Annotated in this window: 3 protein-coding genes; all 3 read left to right on the top strand. The window is 71.0% G+C overall.

Annotated features, from left to right (window positions below; translation table 11 throughout):
* Window position 1: 1 nt before the first annotated feature.
* On the top strand, window positions 2–346 hold the full coding sequence (locus tag ACWELQ_RS42185) for an ATP-binding protein (protein ID WP_452402591.1): 345 nt from the start codon (window positions 2–4) through the stop codon (window positions 344–346).
* Window positions 339–995 (top strand): SpoIIE family protein phosphatase, encoded by a 657-nt coding sequence (locus ACWELQ_RS42180; RefSeq protein ID WP_452402590.1) that lies wholly within the window; start codon window positions 339–341, stop codon window positions 993–995. The genes ACWELQ_RS42185 and ACWELQ_RS42180 overlap by 8 nt, the downstream gene beginning before the upstream one ends.
* A 9-nt stretch (window positions 996–1,004) precedes the next feature.
* The coding region (locus ACWELQ_RS42175) for a SpoIIE family protein phosphatase (protein WP_452402589.1) at window positions 1,005–3,128 on the top strand (2,124 nt) is incomplete at its 3' end.

Raw genomic sequence — 3,128 nt, 5'->3', positions numbered from 1 at the left:
GCTGGAGTTGGCTGCCAAACTCGGCTTCTCGCTTTCCGATCGCACCATGATCGCGACGGCCATTTCCGAAGTGGCGCGCAATATCACGAGTTACGCGGGCACCGGCGAGATCCGCCTGGGCGTGCAGGACCGGGAGGGTCGGCGCTCGATGGTGGTGCAGGCCAAGGACAATGGACCCGGCATTCCCGACATTCCACGCGCCATGGAGGACGGCTTCTCCACCGGACGCGGTCTGGGCCTGGGACTTCCGGGCTCACGCCGGCTGATGGACGGCATGATCATCGAATCCCAGCCCGGGCACGGCACTCTCGTCGAAATGTGGAAGTGGGTGCCCACCGGTGCGTGAGGACGGTTTCATCGGCGCGGTCGAGTGGGCCGTCGCCGGGCGCGCACTACCGGGGCAACGAGTTTCGGGCGACCGGTCGGTTGTTCTCGATGCGGGCGGCGGCTCGGTGCTCTTCGCCGTGCTCGACGGCCTCGGTCATGGCGCGGCCGCCGCGGACGCCGCCGATCGGGCCGCGCAGGTGCTGGCCGAGAATCGCGCCGAGCCGCTGGACGTGCTGTTGCTGCTGTGCCATCGCGCCATGTCCGACACGCGCGGCGCGGCGGTCTCGCTGGCGCTGTTCGACTCTCGCGACCGCGTGCACTGGCTCGGCGTCGGCAATGTCGAATCCCGCATCGTCGCCGCGGCTCCCGGCAAACCGGCCATTCGCGCCACCGCGCTCCTGTCCGGCGGCATCGTCGGCTACCTGCTGCCACCGAATCTGCAACCGCAGACCGTCCCGGTGCGGCCGGGCGACCTGCTGCTGATGACCACCGACGGCATCACCAGCGCCTTCGTCGACTCCATCGACCTGTCGAAACCTACCGCGGAGATCACCGCCGAGATCCTGGCGCGGCACGCCAAGGACACCGACGACGCGGTCGTGCTGGCCGCCCGCCATCGCGGGCATTCCCATTCCTCCCAACCCATTCCGGTCGTGAAACATGAGTGAGATCCCGGCGTGAGTGCGGTACTGGCCGCTTTCCGCGAGGCGTACGCCGGTGCGCTGCGGCTGCACCTGCGCACCCCCACCCAGACCACCCTGGCCGAGGGTTACGAGCTCGGCCGCCGCGCGCTGGTCGAGGGCGTGAGCATTCTCGACCTCACCGAACACCACTTCCGGCTGCTCGAACACGACGGCATCCTGCCCACCCCGGACGGCACCGACCGCAGCGAAGCCGCGCTGGAGTTCCTGTTGCAGACCATGGCCGCGCTGGATGTCGCCACCCGCGGCTTCCTCGACGGCACCCGCCGCTACGAGCAACAGCGTTCGCGCGCCGATGATCTCGCCGGGCGCGACGCCTTCCGCACCGCGCTCGTGGAGTCGCTGCAGGACGGGTTCTTCGTCGTCGACGCGCAGGGCACGCTGGTCGAGGTGAATTCGGCGTTCGGCGCGCTGACCGGGTACGGACCGGACGGCATCCCGTACGCGCTCCCCCACCCCTGGACCGTGCCCGAAGCGCCCCGCTATCCCGACCTGGGCACCGATGCCGCGCGCTTCGTCATGCCCATCCGGCACCGCGACGGGCGGCGGCTGTGGCTGGCGGTCTCGACCAGCTCGCTGGTGAAACCCGAAGACGGCGAACGCATTTTCGTCGGCACCCTGCGCGATGTCACCGCCGAGCACGACGCACAGGCCCGCGACCAAGCGGTGTCACGGCTGGCGACCGCGGTCGGTGCGGCCACCAGCGTGGTCGAGGTGCTCAGTGTCGGACTGGAGGAACTACGCCGGGCCGTCGGCGCGGAGGCCGCGGTCGTCTCGGTCTGGCCCAACCGGCACACCGGCCCGGAACTGTATGTCTCCGAGGACAATCCGTACACCGGCGCGGGCATCGCACCGCATCACACCCAGCCCATCGCGCGGCCGGATCGCCTGCTCGACGGCGGCGAGTCCCGGCAGGTGCTCGACGCGCGGGCGCGCGCCCTGCTCGATCGCGCGCGGCTGCAACCCGGACGCACCATGTTCGCCATCCCGGAGGGGGTGTCGAGCTCCGAAGGCATCGTCGCGCCGCTCGGCGAGAGCGGGGATTCGGCGCTGTGGCTGCGCTTCTCGGCCCCGCGCGTCATCACCCCCGGCGACTGGGCGCTGTTCTCCCTGCTGGTCGGGCATCTGAGCCTGGCCGTGCAGCGCGCCCGCAACTTCGATCAGGCGCGTTCCACTTCGCTGACGCTCCAGCGCGCCATGCTGGGTCCGATCGAACTGCCGCCACGTTTTTCGGTGCATTACGAGCCCGCGCTGCCGCCGCTCGAGATCGGCGGCGACTGGTACGACGTGGTGCGCCTCGAGGACGGCACCATCGGCGTGGTGGTCGGCGACTGCGTCGGCCGTGGCCTGTCCGCGGCCGTGGTGATGGGCCAGTTGCGCTCGGCCGCACGGGCATTGCTGCTGCGCGGCGCGGGTCCGGCGCAGTTGCTGGCCGAGCTCGACACCGTCGCGGCACGCATCCCGGGGGCCATGTGCACCACCGTGTGCGCGGCCATCCTGGATCCGGTGCGGGGGCTGGTGCGCTACTCCAATGCCGGGCACATGCCGCCGGTGCTGGCCGCGCCCGGCCGCCGGGGGCGATTGTTGGAAGGTGGGCGCGCGGTTCCGCTGGCCACCTTCGATATTCCGCGCCGCCCCGAGGCCACCACCCCGATGGCACCCGGTTCCACGCTCGTGCTGTTCACCGACGGCCTGGTGGAGCAGCGCGGGGTCGATATCACCGAGCGGTTCGAGGAGCTCGCCGACGAATTGACCGGTCTCGCCGGGCAATTGCCGCGCGAGGTGGCCGACGCGGTGCTGTCGCGGCTGCGCCCCGCCGGGGGTTACGACGACGACGTGGCCATGGTGGTCTACCGGCAGCCGCCCGCGACCCTGCGGCTGGATGTGCCCGCGCAAGCCCGTGAGCTGTCGGGTATCCGGCGCGCGCTGCGCGCCTGGCTGACGGCCGCGGCGGTGCCGCACGACACCGCCGTGGATCTGGTGTCGGCCGCGAACGAGGCCTGTAGCAACAGCATCGAGCACGCCTACCTCGACGGCGTGCCCGGCCAGGTGCAGCTCAGCGCGGACTGCGGGGTCGACACCCTCACCATCGAGGTGACC

It is taken from the genome of Nocardia sp. NPDC004722 (genome assembly GCF_053601505.1).
The sequence above is the reverse complement of the archived record's forward strand: the minus strand, read 5'-3'. Positions and strand labels throughout refer to the sequence as shown.